17 protein-coding genes and 1 other annotated feature are annotated in these 16,034 nt (G+C 55.7%); of the genes, 7 read left to right on the forward strand and 10 right to left on the reverse strand.

Translation table 11 applies throughout. From position 1 onward, the window contains the following. Positions 1–50 precede the first annotated feature (50 nt). Positions 51–1,279, forward strand: a protein-coding gene (locus tag D2V17_RS11805) for an IS3 family transposase (protein WP_119592530.1) whose coding sequence is annotated in 2 segments (ribosomal slippage) — positions 51–339 and positions 339–1,279 — 1,230 coding nt in all. Because the reading frame shifts where the segments join, the coding sequence is not laid out codon by codon here. Beyond that, positions 332–448, forward strand: a sequence feature (AL1L pseudoknot). Its footprint overlaps the gene before it by 117 nt. Positions 1,280–1,320: 41 nt before the next feature. Beyond that, a complete protein-coding gene (locus D2V17_RS11810) occupies positions 1,321–1,806 on the forward strand; it encodes a tyrosine-type recombinase/integrase (RefSeq protein WP_342767843.1) in 486 nt (161 codons plus the stop codon). A gap of 364 nt (positions 1,807–2,170) precedes the next feature. Here D2V17_RS11810 and D2V17_RS11815 read toward each other — a convergent pair whose 3' ends face one another. Continuing rightward, on the reverse strand, positions 2,171–2,926 hold the full coding sequence (locus D2V17_RS11815) for a DUF1889 family protein (protein WP_119593095.1): 756 nt from the start codon (positions 2,924–2,926) through the stop codon (positions 2,171–2,173). 63 nt (positions 2,927–2,989) lie between these two features. Beyond that, on the reverse strand, positions 2,990–3,766 hold the full coding sequence (locus D2V17_RS11820) for an AbiV family abortive infection protein (RefSeq protein WP_119593096.1): 777 nt from the start codon (positions 3,764–3,766) through the stop codon (positions 2,990–2,992). Positions 3,767–4,355: 589 nt separating this feature from the next. Between D2V17_RS11820 and D2V17_RS11825 the strand changes: the two genes are divergently transcribed. The 4 genes from D2V17_RS11825 to D2V17_RS11835 all read left to right on the forward strand — a co-directional run bounded on the left by D2V17_RS11825 (position 4,356) and on the right by D2V17_RS11835 (position 7,494). Further along, positions 4,356–4,769: a hypothetical protein gene (locus D2V17_RS11825; protein ID WP_119593097.1), complete on the forward strand. Its 414-nt coding sequence runs from the start codon at positions 4,356–4,358 to the stop codon at positions 4,767–4,769. Continuing rightward, positions 4,766–5,266, forward strand: a complete 501-nt coding sequence (locus tag D2V17_RS20975; protein ID WP_147367378.1) for a hypothetical protein — start codon at positions 4,766–4,768, stop codon at positions 5,264–5,266. Before D2V17_RS11825 ends, D2V17_RS20975 begins: the two co-directional genes overlap by 4 nt. Positions 5,267–5,365: 99 nt before the next feature. Then, positions 5,366–5,926, forward strand: coding sequence for a hypothetical protein (locus tag D2V17_RS20980; protein WP_147367380.1), 561 nt, complete (start codon positions 5,366–5,368; stop codon positions 5,924–5,926). A 449-nt stretch (positions 5,927–6,375) separates the two neighbouring features. Then, a complete protein-coding gene (locus tag D2V17_RS11835; RefSeq protein ID WP_119593099.1) occupies positions 6,376–7,494 on the forward strand; it encodes a DUF4238 domain-containing protein in 1,119 nt (372 codons plus the stop codon). A gap of 13 nt (positions 7,495–7,507) precedes the next feature. On the opposite strand, the gene D2V17_RS11840 is transcribed toward D2V17_RS11835, so the two are convergent. The 5 genes from D2V17_RS11840 to D2V17_RS11860 form a co-directional block, all read right to left on the reverse strand. After that, positions 7,508–8,542, reverse strand: a complete 1,035-nt coding sequence (locus tag D2V17_RS11840; protein ID WP_119593100.1) for a radical SAM/SPASM domain-containing protein — start codon at positions 8,540–8,542, stop codon at positions 7,508–7,510. 6 nt (positions 8,543–8,548) lie between these two features. Next, the gene (locus D2V17_RS11845; RefSeq protein WP_119593101.1) at positions 8,549–8,947 is read right to left on the reverse strand and encodes an alpha-amylase family protein; all 399 of its coding nucleotides are present in this window, start codon (positions 8,945–8,947) and stop codon (positions 8,549–8,551) included. After that, complete coding sequence (locus tag D2V17_RS21565) at positions 8,931–9,311, reverse strand: hypothetical protein (RefSeq protein WP_119593102.1); 381 nt, start codon at positions 9,309–9,311, stop codon at positions 8,931–8,933. The genes D2V17_RS11845 and D2V17_RS21565 overlap by 17 nt, the downstream gene beginning before the upstream one ends. Further along, positions 9,308–11,959 carry an SMEK domain-containing protein gene (locus D2V17_RS11855; protein ID WP_119593103.1) on the reverse strand — a complete coding sequence of 884 codons (2,652 nt, stop codon included), beginning with the start codon at positions 11,957–11,959 and terminating at the stop codon, positions 9,308–9,310. The genes D2V17_RS21565 and D2V17_RS11855 overlap by 4 nt, the downstream gene beginning before the upstream one ends. A gap of 569 nt (positions 11,960–12,528) precedes the next feature. Then, positions 12,529–12,729, reverse strand: coding sequence for a helix-turn-helix domain-containing protein (locus tag D2V17_RS11860; RefSeq protein ID WP_119593104.1), 201 nt, complete (start codon positions 12,727–12,729; stop codon positions 12,529–12,531). Between the two features lie 661 nt (positions 12,730–13,390). Between D2V17_RS11860 and D2V17_RS11865 the strand changes: the two genes are divergently transcribed. Further along, positions 13,391–13,753, forward strand: coding sequence for a hypothetical protein (locus D2V17_RS11865; RefSeq protein ID WP_147367382.1), 363 nt, complete (start codon positions 13,391–13,393; stop codon positions 13,751–13,753). Positions 13,754–13,811: 58 nt separating this feature from the next. Here D2V17_RS11865 and D2V17_RS11870 read toward each other — a convergent pair whose 3' ends face one another. Genes D2V17_RS11870 through D2V17_RS11880 form a run of 3 tightly spaced genes read right to left on the reverse strand, consistent with a single transcriptional unit; the run spans position 13,812 to position 15,946 of the window. Beyond that, positions 13,812–14,741 (reverse strand): HEPN domain-containing protein, encoded by a 930-nt coding sequence (locus D2V17_RS11870; protein ID WP_119593106.1) that lies wholly within the window; start codon positions 14,739–14,741, stop codon positions 13,812–13,814. A gap of 60 nt (positions 14,742–14,801) precedes the next feature. After that, on the reverse strand, positions 14,802–15,038 hold the full coding sequence (locus tag D2V17_RS11875) for a sigma factor-like helix-turn-helix DNA-binding protein (protein WP_119593107.1): 237 nt from the start codon (positions 15,036–15,038) through the stop codon (positions 14,802–14,804). Then, positions 15,035–15,946, reverse strand: a complete 912-nt coding sequence (locus D2V17_RS11880; RefSeq protein WP_119593108.1) for an ArdC family protein — start codon at positions 15,944–15,946, stop codon at positions 15,035–15,037. Before D2V17_RS11880 ends, D2V17_RS11875 begins: the two co-directional genes overlap by 4 nt. Positions 15,947–16,034: the final 88 nt, after the last annotated feature.

Below are 16,034 nucleotides of genomic sequence, written 5' to 3' on the forward strand. Positions count from 1 at the left end.
TGAACCGCCCCGCGATTGCCGGAGGCCCCAACTCCTGAGAGGAAGGGTCTATGAGCAAGACGACGAACAAGTTTTCACCCGAGGTTCGCGAGCGGGCGGTGCGGATGGTTCTCGACAGCGAGAAGGATCATCCCTCGCGCTGGGCCGCGGTGACATCGATTGCCGGCAAGATTGGCTGCTCGGCCTACACGCTGCTCGAGTGGGTGAAGAAGTCCGAGGTCGACAAGGGCATGCGTGCTGGCGTTCCGTCCGAGCTGGCTGACAAGCTCAAGGCGCTGGAACGCGAGAACCGCGAGCTGCGCCAGGCCAACGAGATCCTGCGCAAGGCGTCTGCTTATTTTGCCCAGGCGGAGCTCGACCGCCCACTGAAGCGATGAGCGGGTTCATCGACGAGCATCGCGAGGAGTACGGGGTCGAGCCGATCTGCAGGGTTTTGCCGATCGCCCCATCCACCTACCACGAGCGTGTCGCGCAGCGGCGCGATCCCTCGCGAATGTCGGCCCGTGCCCAGCGCGATCAGGCCCTGAAGCCCGAGGTGCTGCGCGTGTTCTCCGAGAACTTCGGCGTCTATGGTGCAAGGAAGGTGTGGCGGCAGATGAAGCGCGAAGGCTTCGACATCGCCCGATGCACGGTCGAGCGGCTGATGCGCGATCTTGGTCTGCAGGGCGTGATCCGGGGCAAGCCGGTGAAGACGACGGTGAGCGACAAGGCGGCGCCTTGCCCGCTCGATCAGGTCAACCGGCAGTTCCATGCCCCGGCGCCGAACATGCTGTGGGTGTCGGACTTTACGTACGTCGCGACTTGGACCGGGTTCGTCTACGTCGCCTTCGTGATCGACGTGTTCGCCCGCTATATCGTGGGCTGGCGAGTGAGCCGGACCGCGCATGCCGGGTTCGTCCTGGATGCCCTGGAGCAGGCGATCCATCATCGGCGGCCCGTCCATCATGGCGGTCTTATCCACCACTCCGACCGCGGTAGCCAGTACGTCTCGATCAAGTACACCGAGCGTCTCGCCGAAGCCGGGATCGAACCTTCGGTGGGCAGCGTTGGCGACAGCTACGACAACGCTTTGGCCGAAACGATCAACGGACTCTACAAAGCCGAGGTGATCCACCGACGCGGGCCGTGGCGGTCGTTCGAGGCTGTCGAACATGCCACGCTCGAATGGGTGAGTTGGTTCAACAACAGGCGGTTGCTCGAGCCAATCGGCAACATCCCGCCCGCCGAAGCCGAAGCACGATACTACGCCATGCTGGACGAACGCCCGATGGCGGCATAACTCAAACCAAATGGCCTCCGGCAATCGCGGGGCGGTTCAAGTTGCGTAAGGCGGAATGGCACGAGTTCGATCTGGAAGGTGCGGTATGGCGTATTCCGGGTGAGAAAATGAAAATGTCTCAGCCGCACGCGGTGCCGCTTTCGAGTCAGGTTGTAGAACTGTTGGGTCAGCTTCGAGCGCTTTCAAACGCTGGCTCGTACCTGTTCCCCGCCTTTCATACGACGCGGCGCTGTATGTCCGAGAACACGCTCAATTCTGCATTGCGTCGGCTCGGTTATGGTGGTGACGAGATGACGTCTCACGGCTTTCGCGCCGTAGCGAGCACCCTGCTAAATGAATCTGGCTTGTGGCATCCAGATGCAATCGAGCGTTCACTCGCGCACAAGGACCCCGACCAGGTGCGAGCTGCCTATCATCGCGGCGCGCATTGGGCGGAGAGGGTACGAATGATGCAGTGGTGGTCCGATCATCTGGAGCAACTTCGCGACGGAGCGAAGATTTTCACTCCGGTCTTTCGCCGCGCTTGACTACTGTCGGTACGGCTACGGGCTCAAGTGGGCCGGATTCGGACTGGCTGGTTTTACGCACCGAACCATTCTACATCGCAATGCCCGCGTCCGTTTCCGCCAACATTGCGGTCGTTCATGGAACTAGATTGACTCGCCCAAACCGGTCATTCGTTCATGTACGCTTCCTATTCGCACGGCCGCAGGAGGCCGTAGACTGATTGATTCCCCGCTTGTGGAGCTAGGTCAGCATTTGCTGGACGAGCCGCTTTAGCGGGGCAACGACCCGGCGATTAGATCGGCCCCCCAAAGTTGCCAGCAATGCTCTTTATTCACGCGCTACAGTCTGGCTGAAGTTGGGAGCCGGGATGCGCGGGTCAGCCGCTCAGCCCTTCCAGCGCTCGTAACGCCCATGAGGGTCGTGAAGCGCACCCAAACTCGGCTTGTTCTTGAGCTTAGCAATCTTCGCGGCGACTTTGCTTAGCTCATCGGCTCCCCCGGGTTTCCAACCCTGGCGGATTGCCCACGACTTTATCGCGGCCGGATCGAGCGCATGGCCCTTGGCACGCAGTATGCGGAATACGCCGTCAGCGAACTCCTTGTCGCGCGGGTGCAGCACGTCATAGGCGGTGTTGCTCATCTGAGTAATGGATTTGAGCGCCCTTTCGATCACCGGATCGTCGATGAGCGGCTTAGTGGCTTCGCGCTTCGCGCCATGCACGACCGGATTCCAGCGCTTGATCCACTGATCGATGTCGCCATCGAATTCGGGCACGGCGACGATCCCGGCTAAGCCCTTCAGTCCATCGAGCGTCTCTAGCATGCCTTCGTCCGCGTAGAACGCGATGACGATGCTGTTGCGGGTCGAATAACCAAGGGTGCGTAGCGTCGCGTGACGGAGCGTGGCGCCGCCATCGAGATTGAGCGTTGTCCCCTTGGATAATGCCTTCGAAGCGCCCGGCCCGAGATGACCGGCGAGCGAGGTATGATCGAGTTGGTGCTTGGTGTGAGTCAGCAGCACAACATCGGTGGCGCGCGGTGAGGCCTCAGACGCCATCTTGAGCGCATAAGCTGCGGCGAGCTGCCACGACGTGATGTCCATCGAATCAACTGGGATTACCACCCGGAACATATCGGCCATTTCCTTCTCCTAACGAGAGCCGCGGTGCCTGTCCCCGTCAGCTGTCGATTATATTCCGAGGTTTCAAGCGGGATCGGGAGCCGCTGCCATCGCTTCTGTAGCCATGGATTTAGCCGCTTCGAGTACGCGTGCGGCGTCCTCGTCGCCAGCGTTCACTGCAGTCACCAGCTCCGCCAACGGTGAATAGGGCTGATAGTAAACGCCCTTCTCGAGCAGATTGAGCACGCGGGTTGCAGCCCAGATCCAACGCTCGGCATCGATCCGCGCCACCGAAGCCGGAGTGGAGATGACCGTCAGCTGCGAATCGGTGTCGAGGTAGAGGCCCGATTGTCGGACCTTCTCAAGTTGACCTTGATGCACCGCCTCGGCGATCTTCGTCAGCCAGCGTTGCTCGATTCCGAAAACAATCTTTTGCTCGTCAGACATGTGCGCGAACTGTGGGAGGAGCTCAGCGCGCAACGCTTCGCGCAGTTCCGAACTCATCGGCGGCAACGGCCCCTTGCTGCCGGGCTTGAGACCAAGGGCTGCAAACCGAGCGGCGATCTTGCTCTGCACGCCCTTCATGTCGAGACCGTACTTCTGCGTGAACGAGGCCTGCAGGACGATGAAAGCCATAAAGTGGCGGTAGCTATGCTGGCTTCGCGCATGCTTCGGCTTTTCCCAGCCGTTCTCGATGATGTGCCCTTTGCCCGCCTCCTCAAACGCCAAGATAGCGAGACTGAGTGCAGAGCCTGCGCTGCCGCCATCCTGCAGGAACCGGGCATCGCTGAGCAGCCGCTTGACGTTGGCGATCACGGCCTCGAGCGCCGCTACCTTCATCTTGTCTGTTTTATCGCTCATCTGCCCCCAACTTCATCGAGATGCACACTCATGGAACAAGCGTGACCTGACCGCTAGAGCAGATGATGCAGGTGATAGTTGAGCGGCCCGCCAGCAGCCCGAATTGGTCCCTCCCGGCGCGAAGCAACTAACCTGAATGAAGGGCAGCTTGTGGCATCGGCGAGGTGGGCGCGGAACGGAAGGGGCCGGTACTTCCTGCCAAGTAGTTCCGCCGACAGAGCGGTCGTTGCGAGCCCAATTTGAGCCCCTTTTACCTGCCGTACATTCATCGGGCCGATGCATCGATGTGATCAACCGGCTCTGGAACAAACCCGACGTTCCTGGGCAGGATGCCGAACGACAGGTTTCAGCAGTACCGGATATTCAGCGTTTGTTTGACCGCTCGTCGTCGCGACAGAAACTGGGTCGGGTGCGGTCAGTCTACTTTAAGGCAGCGACTCCGCAATAGCCGCCATTCTGGTGCATGAGCCGGCTATTAGGCTAAGAGTATTGCTGAAGACCGGCAGGGAACGGATTGAGACGCGCCGATCCTATCGGCCTCTATTGATCCTGTTGCGGAGGCTGAGGCAGCGCGGCATTATTTTTGACTATGGCTGAATCGAGCACGCTTAAGACCCGCCTGGCTGAGTTTCATCAGCAAGGAAGGGTACTTCTTCAAGAGCAAACCCGGGCGCTGGATGCGACCATCGACCAGCTAAACGAACGCGATCCCAACCACCTTTCGCCGTCGGTTTGGATCCCGATGCTCATGCTTCAAGCCGTGGGGGTTTCTGTACAGAGTGTGCTGGCTCTGACGCAAGAGCGCACAATGGCAATCCGAGATGGATTTGGAATTGCTCGCTCGACGGTCGAAACTGCCATCAATGCGGCCTTCATCTCGGTCCAAGGGGATGCGATGGGCGAACGGGCAATCCGTCACATGCGCAGAAGCGATGGCGGGACCTTAATCGCACAACGCAGATTGGTGATCTGCACATCGCTACCTCGCGCGATATCGAAATGAACATCGATGATTTCCCCGGTCTTCGTGATGCGGTCGATGAATTCACGAGAAAGCGCGGTACAGAGGTTCGAGAATGGGTAGACACTAGCTTGGAGGGCCGAATCTCAGCTGTATCGGCTAGGAGCCGACGGGGAGGTCTGGGCCTTGGATCAGCTTACTTCGGCATCTATCGACCGGCTTCGGAGCTCCTCCATGGAAGCTATTATGGGGTTAATTTTTTTTGGCAGGGTAGCAGAGTGACGCCCGCCCGGAACTCTGAGGAGTTTGAATATATCTGGGTTATGGAGCACTTTGTCCTCCTGCTTTCGACTTTGTTTTTTGCCGTTGGGGGAGCAATCGACGCGATCTCTGAGGTCCTTGGGCTTGCGGATCAGAAGGACCAACAAGACCTGCTTTCGCGGCGGCTTCAGGCTTTGATCGAGGCCATGGCCGATGTAGATCCGGACGACGACCACAGGTTCAGTGCGGTCGTGCGTGGTAATAACGGCGAAGCCTAAGGGCAGCGCAAGCTCTCACGTCTATGTGCTGAGTCAATTCTCAATGTATGCGGAGGAATGTGCAGTGCTGCGAACGAAGTCATCCCTCAGCGAGGATCTATGACCGCGCCGGAAGCCACCTTGATTGCCGCTCTAATTGCCGCGTCTGCCACGGTCATCACGCTTCTGTTCACATTGATGAATAAGCGTGGCGAGGAATACAGGACAGCCCATCGCGACGTGATCGCTGAAGATCTTAAGGCGATCGGGAAGTGTGTGCACGAAGTCTTAGCCTTGTCCAACATTCAGCTGAAAACGATCGCAGGCACGCAACATCCTGATCGATATCGAGCTGCTGCTGACGCAGCAAAGCGTCTGAAAGAGAAGCGACTAGACGTTCGATATACTTTGTGGGGGATTGATGACGCCCTTCGTACTCTAGCACGCCTGCCGGATTGGATCGGCCATGCAAAGCCTTCGCCAGAGACCGCGCAACTTTTGTTCAGTCAAGCTAAGGTCATGGGCGAACAGATCGACCTAGCTGTTCGAATTGCTTATGTTGAAGGTAAACCTCCCGGTCGATGGCGCCTTTTTCGCGTCAACCGTGCGGTGAAGCAGTTCAAAAAGACATACGAGACGTTTTCCAACTCTCGCGGACCTGCAAACTCAGCTTCTCCTTAATCAAATCGGGCTCATAGCGGCATCTAAATGCGGGTGGCGCTCGCGCTCGCACCGTCCAGCGACCGCCTTTCCAATCTTACCCAAAGGACTGCGGCTTTCACGATCACCACCTGACAGGCCAAGTGACCGATATGAGTGCGCGTTGCTGCCAGACGGCTTGACGCCGACCGAGCGGGAGCTTCTAGCAGAAGTTGCCGTTGGAGGCCCGACCGGCGACCGGCGCATGTTGGTCGGCAACTGCCGCTAACAAAGCCGTCGTTCCCGACCTCCGCTTCGTTCGTTGATAGCTGCCATTCATTCAGCAGTTCGCTGGCGACGGCAACTGGGCCATTGCGGGCTATCTGCTCTTGGTGCAACTCTCGCCAAATCGAGTCATTGCACATTTGTTTAGGAATCTGCGGAAAAGGCGAATTTTCGCCGTATCTTTACCCTCAATAGCGATACTATCAATGCCCGAATATAAGAACCAACACTACGTTCCACGCGCATATTTCAAACCCTTTTCTCTGAATGGTGCGGGTAGAGCAATTAATCTGTATCTTCTCAATCACGATCGACGGATTTTGAGCGCACCCATCACGGGCCAATGCGCCAAGCCATATTTTTATGGAGAGGATGGACAGCTTGAGAAGTTGTTGGGGCAGATGGAGGGAGCGTACGGAAGTCTTGTAAGTCGGCTCGCAGAATCGGGGGTCAAGCCTAACCAACAAGATCGATGGCTATTATTATACTTCGTTTTGCTTCAATCAATGCGAACGTCCGAACAAGTATCAAGAGCGCTATCGCGCATGACGCAAATGGCTGACTTCTTTCGTAGTTTTGAAGAAGCACATGGAAAGAAATGGGACGCGTCGCAAGATCCAACACCCAAGAAAGCGCTGCAGGAATTGATGTTCGCCTTCAACGATCAGCTTCAGGCCGGAACCATTGATGACCTAAAGATCGCCATTATTCGGAACCGTTCAAGTCGCGATTTCGTAACTTCGGACGATCCTGCGGTGATGACAAACCGCTGGCTTATTCAGCGTCGGGGCATCAGGAGTTTTGGCTTCAACGCCGCAGGGCTTACGCTCTTTCTTCCGCTGGGCCCGCGCAAACTTGTACTCGCGTATGACCCTGCCGTTTATTCACTTCCATCAGCCTGTCGAGATGAGGTCCACCTCAACCGGGAGAGCGATGTACTCGCATTCAATGAACATCAATATATGCGAGCAGCAGATGCCATCTATTTCGCCAAACCTAGCGAGGCAGCGGACATTGCTGCCGAATACAAAGCAACTGTTCCGTTCAGACCCGAACGCTGGGATCGGTTCACCACAGCGAAATACGATAGCGAGACCGAAACGCACTCAAAATTTGTTGTCGATGAGCCGGCAGAAATCGCTAAGTCAGATCATATGCTCTTTCATCTCACAAGCGAATGGCCCGTGCCACCCAGGTGGCCAAGTATCCTCCGCTATCGCAGCAATGCGCATGGCTATTCGCGTGGCAGATTAATCGTTCGTCGCGCTCACATGAAGGATCCGTTCGACGATCTAGGTGAACTGCCTGCTTATGTTCGAGTCTGAAAGCTGAGCTCGACTAGCGATTGCCGCAGACCACGAGATCATCAAAGATTGGGCAACCGTTCATGCAATTGGCTCGATGTGAGCAGCCACCACATCGATCAGATGCGAAGTAGCTTCTGAACGAGCGAACGTTGTCCGAGTTCATCCAGATGTCGTGAAGACTTGTTGCTTCATCCAGCAGATCCCCGTCAGCGAGCGCCGCTTGGAAAGAGCATGGGTAGACTCGCATGTCTTCGGAAACGTAGAGCGAGAACCGCCCTGCGTCGCAAGCATCGACAAGTGCATTGTTGGCGTCTGTCCTGGCAAAAAGGCCGCTAACACAACAGGCGTCAAAACCGACCTTTTGCCTAGCGGTGGGGGCTGTCGCGAGAGAGAAGAACTCGTCCAACCTCGCGCTATTCCTCAGCATCCGCTCTTCAAATACTTTTCTCCCCGAAGGTTTGTAATTCAGGAAGATGAGCGCGTTGACCGGTTCTAGAAATGCCGGTGGCTCCTTGAGCCACTCAATCGCAGTGTCGATACTAAACGCATCCAGAATGAAATGTACATTCGTTTTGATACCTGAAGCTGTAAGGAGTTGGATGGCATCGGCAGCTTCATCAAAAGGCTCATACGCAGACACTGCGACAGCGCCGCAGTTGGATTTCGTCACTTGTAGGATTTCTTGGGTTAAGCCACGTCCGTTGGTCGTGTAATTCGGAACTATGCCCTTCGAGCGTGTATACTCCAAAATCTCAATGAAATCGGGGTGCTGGTTCGGATTGCCTCCACCAAGCGCCACTTGAAATGTACCCATCTTAGCCGCTTGGTCGATGACTGACTTGTAGTCAGAGATCGACATATGCGAACCGCGCCTGGTCGATGATTTATAGCAGAAAGCGCACCCCATATCGCACCAGTTCGTGATCGATATGTCCATGAGCTCCGGGCCATGCGGAGACCAGAATGGCTCAGGCTTTCCTTCATCTGGCAATCTAGCGAAGAAGCCGGAGTCTTCATCAAAAAAGGAGGTATAACCGAGGCTTCGGTATCGATTTGCCTTCAGCATACCTATCTACCAGTAATTCGAATATGCGTTGATATGAAATTTGTCAGAGTCTATCTCGAATATCGAAGTGCACATCATCATCTCAGGAAGATTGTTCTCGCTGCTTAATTGAGAGACAATCACCTTCTGCCCCTTGGACACAGCATCCTTCATTTTTGCGATGGTCTCGGCAGTAAATTCGTGACGCTCGTCTAGGTCATCAATTTCGTCGCTCGAACTAAGGAGGGTGCCTTCCCGGATCCGCGAAGATAGCTCATAGAACATTTGGCCGAACAGATCAGAAACTGGGCTGTCTGGGCTCACACCCGCAGCCTTGAAGAAATCCTCTTTCTCAAGGTCACCTTCAGAAATATATACAAATGAGGTAGATGAACTGTTCGAGACGAAATCAAGTTTGACTTTCATTCTCACTCTCCAAGTCGCGAATGCACTTCATTACGTTTTCGAATTGGCTATCATCATAGTGCCTATCGAGCGCACTCGATAACCAAGTGCAAAGAAAGATGTTCTCCTTCTCGAGGTCATCATCGCCCATGACTATTCCGTAACGTCCGTCAAGGTAGCGCTTAAGGGTCCCATATTCTACTGAATAGTATTGCTCAAACTCACGCTTGGCGTTGATGGAATCTGAAAAGAGGCATGCGAAGGCGTCCCTGAAAAAAAGTGCTCCAATGCCGTGGGGCTCAATCTTGAGCCTCCTTAGAAAATCCCTTTCGTTCGGCTGCCACGACGTTGCGATTACGAGCTCTATTTTTTCCCAGCTTCTCATGCTGCAAAGGCCCAAATTTCCGCTGCGTTATCGACGATCACGCTTGAACAAGCATTTGCGAGGTAGTCGCGCTGCGCTTGGAAATCCGCTTTAGCCATCAGTGATGTAAATCTATTGCGGTTCGGTTCCAAAAACTCCCAATCTGCATAGCCAGAAATTTGAAGCATAAACGTCAGCAAAGCCTTGTCCTTAGGCGGGAAGTGCTCCTCTGCGCGCTCCAGGTAACCCGCCACAATCCTGCCAATCTCTCGTCGCCAGTCATTCTGCCAATTCCAATTTCCCGTCGCGAAGATGGTTGTGAAAAATTGGCGACAGCCATCGTCGTCCAGAGCGTTGATATGATTGATGAGAATGTCGATGTTCAGAACTTCAGTTGGAACTCTCCGATGGAACAGGAATACCGCGATAGCGCGGACATCATGAGGGCTTCCTTGGGAACTCAGAATATCCCTAACCCGGTCCCTGTCCGCGTCATTCTGTATCTCGGGGCTTATCAGCTCGATGTTGTTCACGAAATGTTGAGCAAAATCAGGCTGTGTTTCACAGAGTTGGACGAGGTCCACCTTGCCGTGCTTCCGGGCCAGTATGTAGGTGTAGCGAAATACCCCCTCTCGAACCTGTAGGCCTGCCAACTTGGCCAATATCGATGAAACCTCATCGACAGCTTTGTCCGCCAAGTCGGTCACGATGTAGTGAGCCAAGATGAAATCGCGCAACTCGTCATAGGTGAACGAAATGTTTTGCTGACCAGCGGTCGCAAGTGAGGCTTCTGGCAGCTCGCTGCGAAGAATAATGTCGTCGGAGATCAATCTTTCAATTATTGACGCCTCAGACGAGCCAAAGGCTGACGTGCTTAGGCTGCTAAAACTATCGAGCCGGATCATTTCTGATACGACTTTGTGAAGGACAGGGACGACTTGCGCCTTCAAATGATCTTCAAACTCTCCAACCTTTCGAACCAGGAAGCGTTCGAAGACGTCTCCCTTGTAGATCGTTGGAACAAAACGCTGCTCTGCACCTTCCTCGATCTCACAAAAAATGCGCAGCAGAAGCAGGTCATTGCGTAAGAAGTCCGACGCCTCCTTGCCGAGGGTCAGCGCGATTTTGAAGTAGTCGAAATACGCCTCAATCAGCCGATCTTTGTGTCTTTCTGACATCTCAGATCGGAGATTTTCGACATGGAATATCTGATCTGAGAAATCCTGTTGAAGCATCGACGCATACCGTTGATCGAAAAACTCGCTTCGACATGTGATGATCGCTTTGATGTGGTCATACTGTGCGATAGCACTCAAAAAGTCATTGATCTGCTGAGAAAACCCGGAAAAGTCCGATACCTCATTTATGCCGTCAACTACTATGATGAACGGCATGCCGTTCTCTCTAGCCACTTCATCGAACAGCTTGAGAAGCCCATGCAAGCTCTGAACGCTCGGAGTATACCGATTGCTGGCAATGAAATCGAAAATTCGCGCTTGGCCTTGGTAGCCATTCAATTCACGCGCTGGGATGAAGATCGAAGGAATCTGAAACTTGCGAAACATATTTTCGACTAGGTCACAGACGAAGTTGGTTTTTCCCTGACCGGCCATCCCCGTGAGAAGGAGGATCTTCTTTCGGCCCAAATCGATGAGCTCCAAAATGTCGTCCAGCCGACGATTGAAGCCATATGCGCGGCTCTCTACCGGATGCCTCCAGATCCGGCTATAAGCATCAGCATCCTCGGTAGGCTCATACCTCTCCGCGTTCCCACGATCCATGCTCATTGGAGCGATCTTGGACCTCAATGCTTGCAGCGCTTCTGTTTGGCTTGAAAGTGCTTCGGCCAGTTTATCCAAGTTTGTTGGATCAGACGAAAGAGTTGCTAAATCAGGCAATTCATCGACTGGATTTTGCTTGGCGAGACGAAGGAGCTCGTTCAACTCGGTCAGCTTCAGCTTCAAAAACCCTTCCCTAATCTTTCTATGGAAAAAGAGCGGATGAGCGAAGAACCTCACCTGCTCCTTAGCAGAACTCGTTTCTATGAAAATCGATGGAATATATTTTTTCGACTTCTTCTCAAATTCGATCTTCGCCTGGGCAACGGTCAAGAAGTTTTCTAGCTCTTTGCGGAATGCCAGGCTGGCGTCCTGTTTCGCAAATTCGTTGATCAGGATTTCGGTAACCGCTTTAATCTTCTCGCTGTCCAGCGCTCCTAATCGTGCAGCAAGGTCCCGATAGTCAATTATGTGGTTGTCAGGTTCAAACGCTATGGGGAGTTCAGCAATTTGCTCTTTCAACTTTCTCGAGCTGTAAGTGCCCTGTTTCTCCGTCAGAACGAGCACGTAAACCGTGTCGAAACGGTCATTCAGTTTATGCTCCTCGAACAGCCTAAGCGTCTTTTCCACCTTCGCGCTAGATGCGTCCGAGGTCACTTGGATAGAGACCTTAGCGGCTTCACATCCCAGGTCGACCGCAGGAAAATTGTATGCAACTGCGTTCTGGTTCTTCAGCTCAGGACAATCATACAAGATCGATAAAATCGGGACGAAAAAGTCTTCAGCAATCCGATTGATGTCGAACAGGGCTGCTGCATTTTTCACCTTTATCTCATGAGCCAGCCTAGCGAGCAGACTCGTTGACATTGCTAGGTTGTCCTCGCGGTTCATGAAGAGCTCGAACCCTTGATCAAGTTGACGCACAAAAATTAGTCCTGACGGAGACGAACTGAATGTACAAGTCCGTCATCTGAAATGGTCAAGATTGTGGTCCGCTGTCGGGTACAACGATCTCGGATGGCTAAGTCTCAAAATGAGGGCGCGTAGCTGACATGGCGGTTCGCTACCCGGAACGTCCGCTTCCAATCGGCGCTCCCAAAAGCAGTCTGACCGGATCGTCCAACGTAGCGGTCGTTCGTCAGCCCTAAAACAGCCCTCCTGAACCAACGGCAGCTTCGGGTCATTCAGCGTCGCATAGGAGCCGTTCCGGACTTTCCGACATTGGCGACATTCGATCGTCAGTCTGAGAATCGTTCTGTCGGTCAGGCTAGGCATTCCAAGACATCGCGACCATCGCCGGCAGTGACGCACTCGACGAGACCTTGCCTGATCCTCTCGACCGCCCCGTATCCCGCCACAAATCGGAAGATCTCTGCTTCGGCAGCTCAGCTGCTATCGCGCTTTCCGAAAGTATTCCGACAGCAGCCGTAACGACGACGCGAACTAAGCGGAGATGCAGGTCATTTCTCATCGCCCTGGCGACCACGCTCGATCAGCTTTCTGAGGCTGTCTGTAGGGACAAGCGTCATCGCTCCAATCTTCACGATCTCGACCTCGCCAGCGGCGATCAGTTCGTAAAATTTCGATCGGCCTATACCGGTCATCCGGCAGGCATCCTTGACGCGGACACTGATCGCATCGGGGGCGGGATTGTTGCTCATTGCGGGGCTCCTTTGATGGGCTGTGTTTACCCTCGACTATCAGCCCGCTTGAGCCACGAGCCCAGCCACCTGACGGGCCCTGATCGCCCCGTCCGTTCCCGTCCGCCCGTCATGGCTGCCTCGCGCCTGTAAATATGCGGCGCGTTAGCCGCGGATTGAGGCTCCGGCGCGACCGTGGAGGTGCTCCCTTTTTCTCCGCGCGCGAGCACCATCGAAGCGACAAGACCCTCGCGCCAGGTGATGCCCAGGGCGGCAGCAAACAAAGAGAGTGGCTCGCGCAGACGCACAGCATGTTGCAGACCTGAGAATAGAACAAACAGGCCCAGCAGGAGCTGCGAGGTTTTCCGAACTGCCTACACCCGTTGGTCCGGTGCGGATCACGTCACAATCGCTGGTCTAACTACCGGTGGCGCTATCAAAAACCCCAGTTTTCTGCGGCTTTCGGGAAGGCATGGCGCCATGGCCGCACATATGGCGCCATCGCGGAAGAAGCGAAAAAGGATGTGCAGACAACAGGTTATGGCGCATCGACCGCAGGGCATGGCGCCAATCCTTTAATCTTGCCTTACATCTCCTCGCCTTACCGCCGATCCAAACTTTCGTATGTTCCTTATTTGTTCTATATAGTAATGCATTAGATTCTTCGCCCGAGGACCAGCTTATGCCAATTACCATCCAGCCCGCTGACGAAGCCAGATTGCAGCTATCCGGCGATGCCGAGACGGTGATGATCCTCGCCTCACGCGCCATTCGCGAGGGGTTTGCGGTGGCAGTTTCGGACGGCACTTTGCTGCGCGGACACTACGATCTAAAGCTGCGCGAATGCAGCTTTGTGCTCGCAGTCGAGGGCTCAGGAAGCACCTCGATCGTTCGCGGCTCGCACGGCGATACGGTGAGATTATCAGCGCAGATCGAGTGGATCAGCGTCTCGGTGGGTCGCGATGCACTTAGCCCCTCGGGGCCATCAGATGAGTTCAGCGAAACGCAGCTTGAGCTGGCAATCGGCGAGAGAATTGCCGCGTGAGGAGCCACGAGACGCGAGCGCTGTCGCGTATCGCTTTTCGGCCCTGCGGGGGCCGTTTCTAGTCGATCGGCGGTCCGGGTATCTGCCGTTTCAGTTCATGGATATGCCGCTCGCAGGCGTCCTTCACGACAGTGTGTAACATGGCTATCCGCTCGCCGATCCATTCGAGTTCTTCGGCGGTGATCTTGTAATGCGGTGAGTAGCGCGCCTGCACATAGGCGACCTGCAGACGCTCGAAACAACGCCGCGCAAACTTGCTGTCGCGCGGCCAGACCTCAACGAGATCCAGTTCCAAAGGCTCGGCCTGGCTGCGCAGGAACTTCAGCTTGTGCGACTTGGGTGAGTACAAGCGGAGGGTGAGCAGCAGGCAATGATAAAATCGCTCCGTTGCTTGGTGCATGTTGAAGGCAGCTTCTTTGGGAGCGCCATCTTCAATTAAAAACTGGGCCGCCCGTGCGAACTTCTCTGCGCTGCGGAACCATTCACGATAATTCGCCTTCGCCTCCACCAGCGCCTCGGCGGGCGGCAGATTGCGCGGCATGGCGAACTCGGTGTCGTCACTCTGATACAGAACGACGCCATCGCGAACGATGTCGATAAAGAATGGCCGCCCGCGCTGTAGCTGATTGTTCACATCGGACAGGCTATGCACGATGAAGTTGACCGGCGCAGAAATGCGCTTGCTGATCGTGACCTCGCGCATCAGATGCTCGTCCGCTTTGGCCCAGAACTCGAGCACATCGGTAAGCCGCTCGTCGCTGACCACGACAAGGATATCATAGTCGGAGAAATAGCCGCCGACCGGGTCTTCGACCCAGTCGCCACGGGCGTAAGAGCCATAGAGAATGACCTTGAGGATACGGCCCTGCTTCTTCCATTTCTGGGTCGCAAGGCTCGTTGCATCCTCGAACTCGGCAAACAGAATACGCACGATCTCTTCAAGCTCGCGGCGTTTCCCTTCGGGCAGGTGGTCGAGGCTGGTCTTCATGGGGTCAGGTTCGCGTCTTCGGCTGCAAATGCCAAGCAAATTGATGACCTGTCGGCGGGCTCAAGGCCCGCCGACCGGATCGGTATGATCCACAATATGCAGCATCGCAGCGGCGAAATGCTGCTCGACTTCGGTAACGGTGATGCCGAGTTCGTCGGCGATTTGCGCATGATTTAGGTTTCCGAACCGTGCCCGCTCGAACACGGCGCGGGGCAGTTCGTCCATCGTGGCAAGCGCCTGTTCGATAAGGCGCAGAGCACGGCGATGACGCAAGCGAATGAGCAGCCGGGCGATCATGACACGCACTCCTGCGCAGGTTCATCGACGTACTGCAGCAGCCAGTCGGCCGCCTTGCTGGCAGCACTCGCTGCCCGGAAGATCGCCCGTTCATCCTCGCGCAGCACTGCGAGCCATGCGCCGATATAGTCGGCATGGCGGATGCTCGGACGGATCGATAGCGCGGCACAAGTGAACGCGCTCGCCATCTCGGCGACCAGTTCTTCGCGGGCATAGGCAGCACTGCCAAAGGTGCCCGACTGGTCACGATCGAGCCTGCTGGGATGCCCGGTCCAGTGGCCAAGCTCATGCAGCGCGGTGCGATACCAGTTGATGGGATCGGGAAAGGCGGCCTGCGATGGGACTGCGACATAGTCACCGACCGGTGCATAATAGGCTTCGCTCCCGCCAACGCGGAAGTCGGCACCGCTGGTCCGGATAAGCGCATGCGCGGCGGGCACTGCTTCCACCTCGGGCAGCTTTTCGGGCACCTCGGTCAGTGCTTCGGGCAGTCCCTCGCACTGATCGACATTGAACACTGTGAAGCGCTTCAGGAACGCGATCTGCCGTACCTCGCGCTGTTCGTCTCGCGCGCGCTCGGCCTCGTCTTTCGGGGTGAAGCGATCCGCATAGCAGATGCAAATGCCCTTCTCGCCCTTGCGGACAGTGCCGCCGAGCGTTTGTGCCTGGCGAAAGGTCAGCCAGCGCTGCACGCCATAGCCACGCTCCATGACAGCCGCCCAAAGGATCAGGATATTGATCCCTGAATAGCGGCGCCCGGTCACGCCATTTTCTGGCAGGGCACATCCACAGGCGCTCGCCTCCCAAGGCTGCACCCAGGGCAGCCGCCCCGCTTCAAGTTCTGCAATCACACGGTCGGTCACCTCAGAATAGAGGCTCTGTCGTACATTCCCGCTGTTCCGCTTCATGTCCTCACTCCTTCCTCAAACACCACACCGGCCCCGGAAGGGGGGTGGGCGGCGAGGAGCGGACCGGCAGTCCCGCTTGAGCGGCGGG

This window comes from Aurantiacibacter xanthus (assembly GCF_003584015.1).
GTDB classification, from domain to species: Bacteria; Pseudomonadota; Alphaproteobacteria; order Sphingomonadales; family Sphingomonadaceae; genus Alteraurantiacibacter; species Alteraurantiacibacter xanthus.